The sequence below is a fragment of the Trinickia sp. genome (assembly GCF_036503415.1).
Lineage (GTDB): Bacteria > Pseudomonadota > Gammaproteobacteria > Burkholderiales > Burkholderiaceae > Trinickia.
Map to the genome: position 1 here is coordinate 18,189 of NZ_DASXWY010000118.1, position 13,848 is coordinate 32,036.

The window sequence follows — 13,848 nt, forward strand, 5'->3', positions numbered from 1 at the left end:
CCTATTCCAGCCGGCTGCCGGCAAGCGCACCGAGCCGCCGCAACGCGTCATCCATCTCTCGATCGAAAGGCCGGGGACAACTGATTCGTATGAACGAATCGAATTGACCGGCATTCGAAAAGATCGCCCCGGGAGCGATCCGGATGCCCACGGCCAGCGCGGCCTCGAACAGGCGCTCCGAACGCACACCTTCCGGTAGCGCCACCCAAAGTAACAACCCGCCCTCGGGCGGGCTTAGGCGCGTGCCTTCGGGAAAGTAGCGTGCGATCGCATCGGCCGCGGCCTCGCGCTGCGCCCGCAAACGCTCGCGAAATTGAAACAGATGGCGGTCGAAGCCGCCCGAAGCGAGGAACTCCGCCGCGACGAGCTGCGGCAGGATCTCGTTGTGACGACTCTGCGTGAACTTGAGCATCTTGATGCGGCTCGCCCATTTGCCCGCCGCCATCCAGCCAAGCCGAAGCCCGGGCGCCAGCACCTTGTTGAGCGAAGGACAGTAAATCACGTTGCCCTCGCGGTCCCACGCCTTGATCGGTCGCGCCGCCGCGGCCTCGACGAGTTCTCGATACGGTTCGTCCTCGATGATGGCAACGCCGTATCGCGCACCGATGCTGACCAACGCCGCCTTGCGTTCGTCGCTCATGATCGAGCCGAGCGGATTCTGCAGATGCGGCACGACCACGACCGCCTTGACGTTGCCGTACGCCGAGAGCGCCATGTCGAGCGCCTCCAGCGATAGTCCCGTGGTCGGGCTCGTCGGAATCTCCAATGCCCTTAGACCCAGGCTTTCCAGGATCTGCAGGAGTCCGAAGAATGCGGGCGATTCAATGGCGATCGTATCGCCCGGCTGCGCCACCGCCCGTAAAGCGAGATTGACCGCCTCGACTCCTCCCATCGTCACGATGACTTCATCGGGCGATACGACGACACCTGCCGATAATGCACGCCGTGCCACAGCCTGCCGAAATTCGGGCGCGCCGCTATCGGCACCGGCCTCCGTCAGTAACGTTGGGCGGCGACGCAAGAGACGCGTCGTCAATGATTGCAGCCGGGTCGTTGGATAGAGCCCGGCAACCGCCGTCGCACCGCCCAGATTCAATGCACCGGGGCAGGCGCTGGCCCGCTCGATCACGCGCGACACGCGTTCGTGCAAGCCTACATATCTCGCTTCGTCGGGCAACGAGGCCATACCGGGCTCTCGTACGGTCTCGAGACGCGTGACGGGTCGGCGCACAAAATATCCGGCACGCGGACGCGCACTCAGCAAGCCTGCTTCCTCGAGACGCCGAAACGTTTGGACCGCGGTGGACAAGCTGACGCCATGGCGGCTCATGAATGCGCGCACCGAGGGCATGCGGTCGCCGGGAGCAAGCGTGCCCGCACCGATGATGCGGCGATAGTGTTCCGCGAGCCGTTCGTACAGTGGCTCGCCGGGCATGGGCAGATCGAATGGTGGGTCGTCGGGCAATGGCATGGGCCGATCGTGTCCCAAACATCGCATGCAGGCCAGATACAGATCGGCGAATTGAGGACCGATACAGTGGGATCGAACGAAGCGCTGTATCGCTGCAGATTCCCGCATGCTGGGTCTGTCGCGTCCCCTGACTGCGATCGTAAGCTCGAGGTGTCTGCAAACAGCTCGAAAGACCGCTCACATTCAGGACCGACAGCCATGCAAGCTTACGAAACGCGGTATGTTCCAGGTCAAATTCACGTCATCCGATTGCGCCGCGGAAGCTCGATCGCTGCAATCGAGGGCACACTGAGGTTGCGCTATCGGGACGAATCGCTGAATTGGCTGCTCGATGCCGCACCTGTCAGCCGCGTGCGTCTCGGCGAAGGAGAGGGGTACCGGTTGCCTTGCGATGCGTTCGTCGAGATAAGCACTGCGGGCCAAACGGCCGCAGTCGGCGCGGTCGAACCTGCCTCGACAGCCTTCGCGCGCTGTGCCGCATGGATCGCGAACGCGGCAATTCCCCGTTGGCTCAAGCTGCCGCACCCCGCCCGTTAGCGCACGACCCAGCGGATAGCTAAACTACCCGCATTTCGGTCGCAAAGACGGACCTTATGTCTCCTCGAGAAAACGCCCGCGCCACGTCGCCGGCCCCGGCCCCGGCTCAGGCGTCGGCCGACGCAGAGCCATTGGAAGACCCGGCCTTGCTTCGCCGCCTGCTGCGTGCCAAAGACCGGATGGATGCCGCCTCGCACGAAGCATGGCCGATCAAGCGTTTGGCCGAAGTCAGCGCCATCTCCGAAGCGCACTTCGCGCGCTCGTTCAAGCGCGCGTTCGGTCTTCCGCCGCACCGCTATCTGCTGACGCGGCGCATCGAACAGGCCGCTACCCTGCTGCGCGACACCGATCTCGACATCACGGAAATCGCCTTTGCCACCGGCTGGGAGAGCCTCGGCACTTTCGGCCGCATTTTCCGCGATATCACCGGCCAGAGCCCCGGCGCCCTGCGCCAGGAGGCTCGGGCCGGCGTACCTGCGCTCGACCGCGTGCCCGCATGCGTACTGAAAGCCGCGCAGCGCCCCGACCTCACCATCGCAGTTTTGGAGAAGCGTCGCCGTATGGCCGGCGATACAGTTCGGCCATCATCCAAAGAACCCAAGGAGGTCGAATGAACGAAGGTATCAACGTCGTAGGCTTGTACGTCGACGACCAGGACGAAGCGCTGGCGTTTTACGTCGGCAAACTCGGATTTCGCGTCCACACGGACGTGCGCAACGGGCCCTATCGCTGGCTCACCGTCCAGCATCCGGATCAGCCTTCGTTCCAATTGGGCCTGTTCACGCCGGGGCCGCCCATCCACGACGAAGCCACCGCACGGACGTTGCGCGCGATGGTCGCCAAGGGCGCCATGCCGCCCCTGGTGCTCTCGGTAACCGACTGCCGCGCCAGCTACGCCAAGCTCCATGCCCTCGGCGTGGAGTTCACGCAAGAGCCGATGGACCGCTTCGGCAGCGTGGATGCCGGATTCCGCGATCCTGCCGGCAACGGTTGGAAAATGATTCAGGCCGCGCAAAACGCGTCGTGAGCATCGGCGCGCGGAATCGACTCGCTCTCAGGTACCGCGCGCCATCGCTTCGATTACACCCCGCATACGCCGCACCGCGGCGTCCGTGTGCCGTGCGTCCAGCGCACCGTAGCCCAGCACCAGCCCGCGGTAGTCCGCGCGTGCCGCCGCATCGAGACAAAACGGCGAAAGCGGTCGCAATGTAAGGCGATGTGCACGTGCCGCCTCGCTGACGGCAATATCGTCGACGGGCATATCGAGCCGCGCCGATAAATGCATGCCTCCCGCGCCCGCCGAAACGGTCAGCAAGCCGCTCATATGACGATGCAATGCATCCAGCAACGCCTCGCGCCGCTCGCCATAGAGCTTGCGCATCCGCCGCAGATGCTGCGTGAAATATCCCGAGTCGATGAATTCCGCAAGCGCGAGCTGCTCCGCAAGGCGGCCCATCGGCATCAAGCGGCTCGCCACTTTGACCAATTGATGCGCGAGCACAGACGGGGCGACGATGAACGCGACCCTGAGCGCCGGAAACATCACCTTGCTGAACGTGCCGAGATAGACGACCGGCGCGTCGGGGGCCAAACCCTGCAAGGACGCGAGCGGCGTACCCTGGTGACGAAACTCGCTGTCGTAATCGTCCTCGAGGATCCATGCGCCGCACGCGCTGGCCGCCTGCAACAGCATCAGCCGACGCTCGAGGCTCATGACCGAACCGAGCGGATACTGATGTGACGGCGTAATGTAGATGAGCTTCGGCGGCGCCTCGCGCCACAACGCGGGCGGCGGCGCGAGGCCGTCCGCATCGACCGGCACCGGCACGACCCGCAGATCCGCGCACTGGAATGCCGCCTGCGCGCCGCCGTAGCCGGGGTCTTCCATCCACGCGGTATCGCCCGCGTCGGCAAGCGTGCGTGCGCAAAGATCGAGGCTGCTTTGCGTTCCATCGGTAATGACCACGTGCGCCGCGTCGCAACGCACGCCGCGCGAGACCCGTACATAGTTGGCAATGGCTTCGCGCAGCGCAACGTTACCGCCGGCCGACATGAAATCGAGGCGCGTCGAATCGACGCTGCGCCACGCACGCTCCAGACAACGCCGCCATTGCCGTATCGGAAATGCATCGAGCGCCGGCAGCCCGGGGACGAACGCACGAGGCTCCCCATCGACCTCCGAATAATCGTCCGACGGCCGGCCGATATTCGACGCCCGGCGCGATAACCGCGGCTTGCCCTCCTCATGCTCGATTGCATCCGCTTGCGGTGTCAGCCCGACATCCGCCACCACCGTACCCTGCCTCGATCCCGCGACGAAGCCCTCCGCTGCCAGTTGCTCATAGGCATAAAGGACGGAATTTCTCGCGACGCCGAGCTCCTGGGCCAGCACGCGCGATGCGGGAAGCCGCGTTCCAGACGCGATCGTCCCGCGCAAAATCGCAGCTCGCAAGCACGCATAAAGCCGCTGCTGTCGGGACTGACGGGCGTCCGCACTCCCTTGCACTTCGCGTGCGTATTCGGCGAACATCAACACGTAGTCCATCGCGGCTCCATCGGTGGCATCGGTGACATCGAATCGTGGCCCCAAAATATCGTCGTTTCGTGGGTCTACCCATGGTGCCACGTTTTTTCTACGCTTGGCGTTTTACGAACCACAACGAGGCAACGATGTCCGCGGAAGAAACGAATTCGCCAAGCTCTACCCGTACGCGCGTGAGGCGCGTACCGCAACGGGGCCGATACGATCGCGCCACGCTCGAGGCGATCGTCGACGATGCCTACGTCTGCCATATCGCCTTCGCCGATTCGGAGGGCGTGCACAACATTCCCACCGCATGCTGGCGGGAGGGCAACCATCTATACGTGCATGGTTCGAACGGCAGCCGCATGCTCAAACTCGCGGCCGACGGAGCACAGGTGTGCATCACCGTCATGCATCTGGACGGGCTCGTCCTCGCGCGCTCGGCGTTCAATCATTCCATGAACTACCGCTGCGCGATCATCTACGGCGTATTCGAGGTCGTGCCCGAATCGCAGAAGGCCGCCACACTCGATGCGTTCATGGAAACGCTCGCTCCCGGGCGGTCGCGACATGCGCGTCCCGGCAACGCGAAGGAACTCGCAGCCACCACGGTGCTGCGTATCGCGCTCGACGAAGCCTCGTGCAAGGTCCGCACGGGCGGCCCGAATGACGACGAGGAAGATTTGGAGTTGCCCGTATGGGCTGGCGTACTGCCCTTGGCGCTCGCACCGCGGGCGCCAATCGCCGCGGCCTCACCGGGCGAGACGCCCCGTTACGTGCTCGACTGGCACGAAGCGGCGAAAGCATGAATACTGCCCTCGGAAGCGCGCAAAGACCAGGAGAAACCATGAGCCCGACATGCGATGCCTCGCCGATCCTCAATGAGTTCGATCAGCCGATCGGTCCTTCGCTGCCCGACTGGACGCCGCGCGAGTGGCCGCCGCGCACGCCGATCGATGGGCGCCTGTGCCGGATCGAGCCGCTCGACGTCGACCGACATGGCCCCGCGCTGTGGCGTTCGTTCAGCATGGCGCCCGATACGCGCGATTGGACCTATATGGCGAACGCCGAGCCGCTCACCGATGAAGCGCGTTTGCGCGCATACCTCGAGCGGAACGCGGCCAGCACGGACGCGCTGCATCATGCCATCGTCGATCGTGTGTCGAACGAGGCGCTCGGCACCTTCGCACTGATGCGTATCGACTGCGCGAACGGTGTCATCGAGGTCGGCCACGTGGCGTATTCGCCCCGGCTGAAACAAACGACCCTGGCCACCGAGGCGATGTATCTGCTGATGCGACGTGTCTTCGACGAGCTCGGCTACCGCCGCTTCGAATGGAAGTGCGACAGTCTGAATGCACCGTCGCGCGCTGCCGCGCTGCGCTATGGCTTCCAGTATGAAGGCTGCTTTCGCCAGGCGATCGTCTATAAGGGCCGTTCGCGCGATACGGCCTGGTTTTCGATCATCGATCGCGAATGGCCTGCCATCAAGGCAGGTTTCGAGCACTGGCTGGCACCGGAGAACTTCGATGCCGAGGGACGCCAGCGCCTGTCGCTTCGCGCATTGATCGAATCGCAGCGCGGCGACGCGTGAACTGCGGGCGTCGCCGCGCTGGGCATCGATCACTGATGCTGCTGTTTTTGCTGCAGATATTGCCGCACGTCGCTCAATGAAACGCGCCCGGTATGCGCGGTGTCGATTTCATCGAAGTGCCGGGCGATGTATCCCAGCCCGTTTTGCTGCGCCTGGGCCTTGGTGATGGCCGCACCGTTGCTGAGTGCCGAATGCGCGCCGAGGCGCGCTTCGAGCCGCTGTTGAGCTTGTTGCTTGAGCAGCGCACCCGTCGACGGCGCGACGGGTGCGACGCGCTCGCGCGGGAAATACGGGCCGTCCACGCCGCCGCCGGGATGCGCGGGTGTGACCGGAGCGACGGCCTGAGGTGTCGCCTGGGCACTGGCTGCCGCCAGGCAAACAGCGATCAGGACAGCGCCACGTCGGATATCGATTGGAGACATGTTGAGCTCTCGATAGATAAGTGTCCGAATTGACCGCGATCGCGGGCTAGAGTGCCGAAGTCTGCGCGGTCTCGGTCGGCGTGCCGGCCGGCGCCTCGTCGCGCCACGGCGGAGGCAACATCCAGAGGCCGAGCGCGCCTGGAATCCACTGCCCCCGATAGAAATCAGCCAGTTGGACCTTCATCTGCGGACGCGCCGTGTCGTCAAGGTAAATCATATGCCCCCCGGGGTAGAACGTGACCTGCAGATTGGGGAACAGGCCAGCTACCGTCTGCAAACGAGCCAACTGCTTCTCGGTGTTGAAGAAGGGCGTCGCGAGATCATGGTAGCCGTTCAGCGAGAGCACTTTCAGTTGCGGATTAAGCGTCAGCGCAGCCAGCAGATCCGGCACCGTGTCCGGCAACGGCTGGCCGTCATGCGAGAAGTCCCACACCTGGATGATCTCGTCGTTGAGCGGCATGAACGTGGCGTTCGGCGCGCTATAGCCAAGGTAGTCCGGCATTTGCGTTGCCAGTGCGTTCGCGAATGGCTGCGCGATGAGAATGTCGGACGGGTCGGAATCGGCTTGCAGGCGCGGATCGGAGTTCGGCAGCGACACGCGTCCGTCGTAACGACCGATCGTCGTCCCGGGCAACAATGCCGTGAAGAACGGGTTCACGTTGAAGTAACCGTTCAACGCCTGCATCGTCATGCCCGAGCTCCAGGTCCACGACGACAGTACGTTCTGATTCGGCAGTACGGGCTTGCCCAGCGCGTCGGGAATGCCCAGTTGGCTGAGCACCCAGGTCTGCGCGTATTTGCGGAACTGCCGATATTCGCCGGTCACGAACGTCGCGACTTGCCAGGCATAGACGCCGGGATCGACCGGCGCGGGCTGGACCTGGTTATAGTAGGCCGCGACTTCCGCATAGGCCGGCAGATAGCCGCTCAACGTATCGGTGTCCAGCGCAAGCGCGCTCGTCGAATTCGTGATCGCCACCGCTTCGATGGCATCGGCGAAGTAATTCAGAATCGACGACTGCAGGACAATGCCAGACAAATGCACGCCGGCCGATTCCAACGCAAGCGCGAGCATATCGGTGCGCGGCGTGCCGTACGACTCGCCGAAGAGATAAAGGGGCGAATCACCGCGGTTGTTCGCCGCCAGATAACGCCTGATGAAATCACGCATGACGCCGACATCGGAATCGCAACCCCAGAACGTTTGATTCATGTACGGCAAGATGGCCTCTGAGAGGCCCGTACCGGGGGGATCGATGAAGACCATATCGGTCGTATCGATGAGGCTTTGCTCGTTGTTGACGAGCGGATAGTTGGGCCAGTTCGTCAGCAGCGGGTCCGGGGTGGCGACACGCGTCGGCGCGAACGATCCAAGCCGCAGCCAGATCGACGAAGAGCCCGGCCCGCCGTTATAGAAGAACGTCACAGGGCGCGGCGTGCCGTTCGTGCTCGGCACGGTATACGCCACGTATGACATCGTCGCTTCGGGCTTGCCATTCGCGTCGGATGCGGTCAAATGGCCCGTGGTCGTCGTGTAATTGAGCGTCTTCCCGCCGGACGTCCATTGGTAATGCATGACAGCGGATTTCTCAGCGACTTGCGACGCATCGAGGCCGTCTTTCGCATGCGGTGAATAGGCAATTGGATCGGTATAGGGCTGATTCGCCGTCTGCGCCTGATTGGCGAGCTGGCTTGCGCCCGCGCTCGCGTGCATTGCACTCGATGCCGCGGATGACCCGCCATCTCCGCCGCCACAGGCTGAGAGAATCGTCGTTGCCATCACCAATGCGCCGAGCCAGATGAAGTGTCCCTGGCGGCCCGCGCTACTGGCGCTACAGCTGAGGTCCGGTCTCATGTCTGTCCTTCATGGTTGAACGGGCCGACGGCGAATAACAGACAAGCCGATTTCCAGCCCGTCATTTTCAATAAAAAATACGAGCACTTACCGACTAAATCAGCATTTCTATGCGAATCAGAGGTTGTTATTACTTCACTACCATTTTTGGGAGTGTCCGACTTTCCATTCAACGATAGTGAAACTAGATTTAAGGTTTGACTTTGTCAAGACGGTCGATCGTAAACAATGCTCAATTCAAGGCGCTTCTCTATTCTTTCAATTTGTCAGATTCAAAAGGAGCGCATATCGAGGCATATCGAGGCGGGGGCTTGCGATTCGATGACACCTGGCAAGGAGGAATTCCGCGGAACGCTATTTTTGTGTTTTTGATGGCCGAACGAGCGGCACTTGTGAAGAGGCCAGGTTGCACGCGCTTGGAGGCGCGGCACCTGGCCATGGACGAGGTCAGGTCAACGCATGTTCCGCGATTACTGCGGCGGCTGCATTGTCGACGGCTGAGCTGATTCCGGGGCGGGCTCCATCGAGCGTCCGGATTGCGACGTGCCGCTCGTCGCACCGCCGATGCCGGTCTGCGCGGCGCCTTGCGCGCGCGCTTCAGCGGCCTGGATATCGTTTGGGTACTGAGCGTTTTCGCCGGCAGCCGGGCTATAGCCCGCCGCCTCGAGTTGACGCAGGTCGTTTTGAACTTGCTCTCGAGTCACCGGACCGTTGGTTTGCTGCGCGAGCGCGAATGCAGGCAGCGCGAGCGCGGACGAGATAACGACAGTACGGAATAAACCGTTCATGATCGACATACCTCCGTAGTTTCGGCCACGGGCCAAGTGGCATTCGAAAAGTGGCACTATCCAGGATAGTCGACGAAACTTAAGAAACGACGAGCAGTTCATTACCGCTTTATCACCGATTATTTCGGGGGCGAATCAATTTTGTCTGTCGGAACCGCGCCCTACCGCAATGTTGGCTCAGGCGCGCGATTTGCTGTCTTTTTCACGCTGGACGACCGAACGGAGCACACCATGAATCAGACGAGAAACGATACCCAGCAGGCCGATTTCAAGCACCCGAAACCCGCGCACCATAACGACGACGCGCGCAGCAAGATGCCCGAACGCGGCGATCAGGCACGCAAGCAGTCACCCGCCGACAAGCCAGGCAAGAAGCCGGGCGAAGGCGAAACGCCGGTGGGCTGACGCGCATGACTTGGCAAGCGGCATGCGGCCCGCAGCAAGCACGGCGTCCCCATGTCGCTGCCCGATTGGTAAAGGAAGCCCAACGCCGCACGCGCGCCTCGAGCGACGCAGCCATCAATCGGCCTTGATCTCGCGGTCGTCCGCAAATGCTTGCAACGCGTCGCCGGTCAACCGATAGCGGACCCATTCGCTCTGCGGTTTCGCGCCAACGGATTCATAGAACCGAATGGCGGGTTCGTTCCAATCGAGCACGCTCCATTCGAAACGTCCGCATCCCGTAGCGACGGCAATTCTGGCGAGATCGTGCAGCAAGTGCTTGCCGGCGCCCGCGCCGCGAAAGCGCGGTGTGACGTAAAGGTCCTCCAGGTACAGGCCTTTACGCCCCTGCCATGTCGAAAAGGAAAAGAAGTAAAGGGCAAAGCCAGCAGGCTGCCCATCCACTTCGCAGATGCGCGCACGAATGTGTGCGCGGTCGCCGAAAAGACCGCTCCTGATCGAATCGACCGTCGCAACGACCTGATCCGCAGCCTTCTCGTAAGTTGCCAATTCCTTGATGAAGTCGAGGATGACGGACGCATCGGCGGGTATCGCGTCCCGTATCGCAATTTCCATTCGCTTATTGACTCCTGTGTTGGGTTGCGAATTCTTCGCTAGAGCATGTTACCTTTGGTTTCGTTGTGCAGGAACTGCCGTTCCGGAGAACCCCAAATGCGCCAAGCCCTCGAACATCTGCATGTCGGAACGCGCGGCCGAGGACTCGTCGAGATTACGACGGAGGTTAGCGAGTTCGTCGATCGCCAGCCGATCGACAACGGCTTGCTCACCGTTTTTTGCCGCCATACTTCGGCCTCGCTGCTCATACAGGAAAATGCCGATCCTTCGGTGCGCCGCGATCTCGAGCGCTACTTCGAGACCGTCGCACCCGAGGACCCGAACCGGTACGAGCATGACACCGAAGGCCCGGATGACATGCCTGCACATCTGCGCGCCGCGCTGACACAAGTCCAGTTGACCATCCCACTCGAAAATGGCCGGCTCGCGCTGGGCAGCTGGCAAGGCATCTACGTGTTCGAACACCGGCGGCAACCGCATACGCGCGATATCGTGCTCCACCTCATCGGGCAATAGTGGCAGCGTTGGTTCCTGCCTCGACGGATCACTGTGTCTCGGAATGCTGACACTTTGCTCCCTCGACAAACGCGAGCGGGGGCCCACGGCGGCCCTTCGACAGCCGGCATCAACATTGCATTCACCGCCCCCTTCGATTGCCGGAATACGGATGTTCAATCGTTTGTCGTTGCACTTTCAAAAGGAGTCGATTCCATGCCCATTGATATGACCTTTCGCGCGGGCGAAGCTACCGTTTTCGCGGCGCCGGGCCAGGCCACCGATGCGATGCCCGAGATTTTGATCGGCCGCGTCGACGGCCCGGTCGGGCACGCCTTCGCCAATATGATGGCCCAGACGAAAGGCCATACGGCGATGTTCGCCATTCGAGCCTGCAACCAAATGGTGCGTCCGGCCACGATCATGGTCCCGAAGGTGACATTGAAGGATATGGCCACCATCGAGCTTTTCGGCGGCGTCGTGCAATCGGCCACCGCGGATGCCGTCGTCGATTGCCTGATCGAAGGCATCCTGCCCAAAGATCAGGCCAACGAGCTATGCATCATCAGCCTCGTCTGGATCGATCCGCGGTGCGTGACGGATCCGGATTTCGACAAGAAGGATATGTATCGCACCAACTACGAAGCAACCAAGCTCGCCATCCAACGCGCCATGTCGAACGAGCCGAGCGTCGAGACGCTGATCGCCAATCGTCATGCGATCAAGCACGATATGGATGACTGGAGCTGAAAACGGTAAGCGGCGGCAAGCGGCGCGGTAAACGCTGAACGACAATCGCTGAACGACGAACGGCGGGCATCGCTCGAATGGAGCGGTGCCCGCCGTTCGTTTTTTCTCTTGCGGTTTTCGGACCCGCCTCAGGCAAGCGCGGCTTCGGCTTCCCGAGTCGCAGGCACGCTGACCGGCTGCCCGGTGCCGCTGCGAATCAGGTAATCGAATGCACCCAACGACGCCTTGGCCCCTTCGCCGACGGCAATCACGATCTGCTTGAACGGGGTCGTCGTAACGTCACCGGCCGCGAACACACCCGGCAGCGACGTCGCGCCTTTCGCATCGACGATGATTTCGCCGTGCGAGGAGAGCTCGATGGTGCCCTTCAACCATTCGGTGTTCGGAACGAGTCCGATCTGCACGAACACGCCTTCGAGTTCGATGCGCTTCGCCTCGGTCGAACGCAAGTCGTTATAGCTGAGCGCCGTCACTTTCTTGCCGTCGCCTTCGATCTGCGTCGTCTGTGCCCGCGTCACGACCGTCACGTTCGAAAGGCTGCGCAGCTTGCGTTGCAGCACTTCGTCCGCGCGCAGCGTTTCGCCGTATTCAAGCAACGTGACTTCCCGAACGATGCCGGCGAGATCGATCGCCGCTTCGACACCCGAATTGCCGCCGCCGATGACGGCCACGCGCTTGCCTTTGAAGAGCGGACCGTCGCAGTGCGGACAGTACGCCACACCGCGATTGCGATACTCGCGCTCGCCTGGCACACCGATTTCGCGCCAGCGCGCGCCAGTGGCCAGCACCACAGTCCTCGCCTTCAGCACCGCACCGTTGGCCAGATGAATTTCGTTGATTTCCCCGGGCACGAGCGCCTGCGCCCGCTGCGCGTCCATGATGTCGACTTCGTAGCGCTTCACGTGTTCTTCCAGCGCGGCGGCGAACTTGGGACCTTCCGTTTCCTGCACCGAAACGAAATTCTCGATGGCGAGCGTATCGAGTACCTGACCACCGAAACGCTCGGCCGCGACACCCGTCGCGATACCTTTGCGCGCGGCATAAATTGCGGCCGCGGCGCCCGCGGGGCCACTACCGACGATGAGCATATCGAAAACAGGTTTGTTCTCGAGCGCCTTGGCGGCCTTCGCGCCGGCGTTGCCGTCGAGCTTGGCGAGAATCTCCTTGACGCCGCTGCGGCCTTGCCCGAATACCGCGCCGTTGAGGAACATCGTGGGCACGGCCATGATCTGGCGCGACTCGACTTCGTGTTGAAACAGCGCACCATCGATCGCGATATGACGGATACGAGGATTGATGAGCGCCATGACGTTCAGCGCTTGCACCACCTCCGGACAGTTCTGGCAGCTCAGCGAGAAATACGTTTCGAACGTGTAATCGCCGTCGAGCTCGCGGATCTGGTCGATCACCGATTGTTCGAGCTTGATGGGGTGCCCGCCAACCTGAAGCAGCGCGAGCACGAGCGACGTGAATTCGTGCCCCATTGGAATGCCGGCAAACCGGATGCTCGCGGCTTTGCCGGGCTCGCCGATCGAAAACGACGGTTTGCGTTCGTCGTCGTCACGCCGTTCGATGACGGCGACGCGTTCGGTCAGCGTGGCGATCTCGCGCAACAGCGCGAGCAGCTCTTGCGATTTGGCCGTGTCGTCGACCGATGCGACGATCTCGATAGGCCGCGTGACTTTATCCAAATATGATTTCAGTTGGGTCTTGAGATTCGCGTCAAGCATGGCTGATCCGGTATGTCGAATGGGGCGGAAAAAGGCAGGCTGCACGCGGCGCCATCGAGCAGACGGCGCCGCATCCAGCCCGACGGGAAAGGCTTAGATCTTGCCGACGAGGTCGAGCGACGGCGTCAGCGTTTCGGCGCCGGGCGTCCACTTCGCGGGGCAGACTTCGCCCGGGTGAGCCGCAATGTATTGCGCAGCTTGCACCTTGCGCAGCAGTTCGCCTGCATCGCGGCCGATGCCGTTGTCATGGATTTCGCACAGCTTGATTTGGCCTTCGGGGTTGATGACGAAGGTGCCGCGCAATGCCAGACCTTCTTCTTCGATCAGGACATCGAAGTTTTGCGCAATCGCACGCGTCGGGTCCGCGATCATCGGATATTTGATCTTGCCGATCGTGTCCGACGTGTCGTGCCACGCCTTGTGGGTGAAATGGGTGTCGGTCGACACGCTGTAGATTTCGACGCCAAGCTTCTGGAATTCGGCATAACGATCAGCCAGATCGCCGAGCTCCGTCGGGCAGACAAACGTGAAATCGGCCGGGTAGAAGAAAACGACGGACCACTTGCCCTTGAACGTCTCGTCCGTGACCGTCACGAAGTCGCCATTGTGATAAGCGGTGGCCTTGAACGGCTTGACTTGGCTGTTGATGATCGACATTTCGCGTA

The 13,848-nt window shown here is 62.0% G+C and carries 15 protein-coding genes and 1 pseudogene; 8 read left to right on the forward strand and 8 right to left on the reverse strand.

Annotated features, from left to right (window positions below):
- Position 1: 1 nt before the first annotated feature.
- Positions 2 to 1,471, reverse strand: a complete 1,470-nt coding sequence (locus tag VGL01_RS15190; protein WP_331570683.1) for a PLP-dependent aminotransferase family protein — start codon at positions 1,469 to 1,471, stop codon at positions 2 to 4.
- Between the two features lie 198 nt (positions 1,472 to 1,669).
- On the opposite strand from VGL01_RS15190, the gene VGL01_RS15195 reads away from it, so the two are divergent.
- The 3 genes from VGL01_RS15195 to VGL01_RS15205 are packed head-to-tail and all read left to right on the forward strand — an operon-like array spanning position 1,670 to position 3,035.
- A complete protein-coding gene (locus VGL01_RS15195) occupies positions 1,670 to 2,008 on the forward strand; it encodes a hypothetical protein (protein ID WP_331570685.1) in 339 nt (112 codons plus the stop codon).
- 56 nt (positions 2,009 to 2,064) lie between these two features.
- Positions 2,065 to 2,622, forward strand: coding sequence for a helix-turn-helix domain-containing protein (locus tag VGL01_RS15200; RefSeq protein WP_414720270.1), 558 nt, complete (start codon positions 2,065 to 2,067; stop codon positions 2,620 to 2,622).
- Positions 2,619 to 3,035, forward strand: coding sequence for a VOC family protein (locus VGL01_RS15205; RefSeq protein ID WP_331570687.1), 417 nt, complete (start codon positions 2,619 to 2,621; stop codon positions 3,033 to 3,035). The genes VGL01_RS15200 and VGL01_RS15205 overlap by 4 nt, the downstream gene beginning before the upstream one ends.
- 27 nt (positions 3,036 to 3,062) lie before the next feature.
- Here VGL01_RS15205 and VGL01_RS15210 read toward each other — a convergent pair whose 3' ends face one another.
- On the reverse strand, positions 3,063 to 4,553 hold the full coding sequence (locus VGL01_RS15210; protein WP_331570689.1) for a PLP-dependent aminotransferase family protein: 1,491 nt from the start codon (positions 4,551 to 4,553) through the stop codon (positions 3,063 to 3,065).
- A 71-nt stretch (positions 4,554 to 4,624) separates the two neighbouring features.
- Between VGL01_RS15210 and VGL01_RS15215 the strand changes: the two genes are divergently transcribed.
- Entirely contained in the window at positions 4,625 to 5,341 is a 717-nt protein-coding gene (locus VGL01_RS15215; RefSeq protein WP_414720271.1) for a pyridoxamine 5'-phosphate oxidase family protein, read from the forward strand.
- Positions 5,342 to 5,379: 38 nt separating this feature from the next.
- A complete protein-coding gene (locus VGL01_RS15220; RefSeq protein ID WP_331570693.1) occupies positions 5,380 to 6,126 on the forward strand; it encodes a GNAT family protein in 747 nt (248 codons plus the stop codon).
- Between the two features lie 29 nt (positions 6,127 to 6,155).
- On the opposite strand, the gene VGL01_RS15225 is transcribed toward VGL01_RS15220, so the two are convergent.
- The 3 genes and pseudogenes from VGL01_RS15225 to VGL01_RS15235 all read right to left on the reverse strand — a co-directional run bounded on the left by VGL01_RS15225 (position 6,156) and on the right by VGL01_RS15235 (position 9,191).
- Positions 6,156 to 6,548, reverse strand: a complete 393-nt coding sequence (locus VGL01_RS15225) for a 2-oxoglutarate dehydrogenase (protein WP_331570695.1) — start codon at positions 6,546 to 6,548, stop codon at positions 6,156 to 6,158.
- A 1,102-nt stretch (positions 6,549 to 7,650) separates the two neighbouring features.
- A pseudogene (locus VGL01_RS26150) lies at positions 7,651 to 8,403 on the reverse strand (S10 family serine carboxypeptidase-like protein); the annotation flags it as partial.
- A gap of 470 nt (positions 8,404 to 8,873) precedes the next feature.
- The gene (locus VGL01_RS15235; protein WP_331570699.1) at positions 8,874 to 9,191 is read right to left on the reverse strand and encodes a DUF4148 domain-containing protein; all 318 of its coding nucleotides are present in this window, start codon (positions 9,189 to 9,191) and stop codon (positions 8,874 to 8,876) included.
- A 231-nt stretch (positions 9,192 to 9,422) separates the two neighbouring features.
- Between VGL01_RS15235 and VGL01_RS15240 the strand changes: the two genes are divergently transcribed.
- Positions 9,423 to 9,596 carry a hypothetical protein gene (locus VGL01_RS15240; RefSeq protein ID WP_331570701.1) on the forward strand — a complete coding sequence of 58 codons (174 nt, stop codon included), beginning with the start codon at positions 9,423 to 9,425 and terminating at the stop codon, positions 9,594 to 9,596.
- A gap of 114 nt (positions 9,597 to 9,710) precedes the next feature.
- Here VGL01_RS15240 and VGL01_RS15245 read toward each other — a convergent pair whose 3' ends face one another.
- Entirely contained in the window at positions 9,711 to 10,208 is a 498-nt protein-coding gene (locus VGL01_RS15245) for a GNAT family N-acetyltransferase (RefSeq protein ID WP_331570703.1), read from the reverse strand.
- 96 nt (positions 10,209 to 10,304) lie between these two features.
- Between VGL01_RS15245 and VGL01_RS15250 the strand changes: the two genes are divergently transcribed.
- Entirely contained in the window at positions 10,305 to 10,724 is a 420-nt protein-coding gene (locus VGL01_RS15250) for a secondary thiamine-phosphate synthase enzyme YjbQ (RefSeq protein WP_331570705.1), read from the forward strand.
- A gap of 195 nt (positions 10,725 to 10,919) precedes the next feature.
- On the forward strand, positions 10,920 to 11,453 hold the full coding sequence (fae, locus tag VGL01_RS15255) for a formaldehyde-activating enzyme (RefSeq protein ID WP_331570707.1): 534 nt from the start codon (positions 10,920 to 10,922) through the stop codon (positions 11,451 to 11,453).
- A gap of 128 nt (positions 11,454 to 11,581) precedes the next feature.
- On the opposite strand, the gene ahpF is transcribed toward fae, so the two are convergent.
- Positions 11,582 to 13,183 (reverse strand): alkyl hydroperoxide reductase subunit F, encoded by a 1,602-nt coding sequence (ahpF, locus tag VGL01_RS15260; RefSeq protein ID WP_331570709.1) that lies wholly within the window; start codon positions 13,181 to 13,183, stop codon positions 11,582 to 11,584.
- A gap of 93 nt (positions 13,184 to 13,276) precedes the next feature.
- On the reverse strand, positions 13,277 to 13,840 hold the full coding sequence (gene ahpC / locus VGL01_RS15265) for an alkyl hydroperoxide reductase subunit C (protein ID WP_331570717.1): 564 nt from the start codon (positions 13,838 to 13,840) through the stop codon (positions 13,277 to 13,279).
- Positions 13,841 to 13,848: the final 8 nt, after the last annotated feature.

Coding starts and splice junctions, on each gene's coding strand:
- VGL01_RS15190 (WP_331570683.1), bottom strand. CDS start 1,471: ATGCCATTGCCCGACGACCCACCATTCGATCTGCCCATGCCCGGCGAG.
- VGL01_RS15195 (WP_331570685.1), top strand. CDS start 1,670: ATGCAAGCTTACGAAACGCGGTATGTTCCAGGTCAAATTCACGTCATC.
- VGL01_RS15200 (WP_414720270.1), top strand. CDS start 2,065: ATGTCTCCTCGAGAAAACGCCCGCGCCACGTCGCCGGCCCCGGCCCCG.
- VGL01_RS15205 (WP_331570687.1), top strand. CDS start 2,619: ATGAACGAAGGTATCAACGTCGTAGGCTTGTACGTCGACGACCAGGAC.
- VGL01_RS15210 (WP_331570689.1), bottom strand. CDS start 4,553: ATGGACTACGTGTTGATGTTCGCCGAATACGCACGCGAAGTGCAAGGG.
- VGL01_RS15215 (WP_414720271.1), top strand. CDS start 4,625: ATGGTGCCACGTTTTTTCTACGCTTGGCGTTTTACGAACCACAACGAG.
- VGL01_RS15220 (WP_331570693.1), top strand. CDS start 5,380: ATGAGCCCGACATGCGATGCCTCGCCGATCCTCAATGAGTTCGATCAG.
- VGL01_RS15225 (WP_331570695.1), bottom strand. CDS start 6,548: ATGTCTCCAATCGATATCCGACGTGGCGCTGTCCTGATCGCTGTTTGC.
- VGL01_RS15235 (WP_331570699.1), bottom strand. CDS start 9,191: ATGAACGGTTTATTCCGTACTGTCGTTATCTCGTCCGCGCTCGCGCTG.
- VGL01_RS15240 (WP_331570701.1), top strand. CDS start 9,423: ATGAATCAGACGAGAAACGATACCCAGCAGGCCGATTTCAAGCACCCG.
- VGL01_RS15245 (WP_331570703.1), bottom strand. CDS start 10,208: ATGGAAATTGCGATACGGGACGCGATACCCGCCGATGCGTCCGTCATC.
- VGL01_RS15250 (WP_331570705.1), top strand. CDS start 10,305: ATGCGCCAAGCCCTCGAACATCTGCATGTCGGAACGCGCGGCCGAGGA.
- fae (WP_331570707.1), top strand. CDS start 10,920: ATGCCCATTGATATGACCTTTCGCGCGGGCGAAGCTACCGTTTTCGCG.
- ahpF (WP_331570709.1), bottom strand. CDS start 13,183: ATGCTTGACGCGAATCTCAAGACCCAACTGAAATCATATTTGGATAAA.
- ahpC (WP_331570717.1), bottom strand. CDS start 13,840: ATGTCGATCATCAACAGCCAAGTCAAGCCGTTCAAGGCCACCGCTTAT.